This is a genomic window from Oleiphilus sp. HI0128 (assembly GCF_001635365.1).
In genome coordinates this window covers 1-318 of record NZ_LWGG01000493.1, presented here as the reverse complement: position 1 = coordinate 318, position 318 = coordinate 1, and the positions used below count along the sequence as shown (strand labels likewise).

General features: G+C 45.6%; 1 pseudogene. It reads right to left on the bottom strand.

What is annotated here, in order from left to right:
• Nucleotides 1–318, bottom strand: a pseudogene (locus A3763_RS28285) (hypothetical protein); the annotation flags it as partial.

The following is a 318-nucleotide window of genomic DNA, read 5'->3' as shown; positions in this document are numbered from 1 at the left end:
CCGACCATAGAGAATGAATATGTGTTTCATAGTTCACCACTATTCGACACCCTAGTCCCCAAGTCCCTTCACAAGTTTCCTTAATTGGCATTGGTGTCGTTAAATCTTCATAAGCATAGCTAATATCATTGTCTGTATCGGCAGGAACGACCCACTCATCAGTATAAGTAATATCAGGGCTTAGATTTCGAATACCATAATTTTCGGTATAGGCCTGCGCCATGGTTTCCCCCATTAGCACACCAAAGGGTGTATCTTCATCAGGCCCGGCAGGAGACGTTCCCGGAAAAGGAAGACCAACAGTCTCTGCCCCCGTAT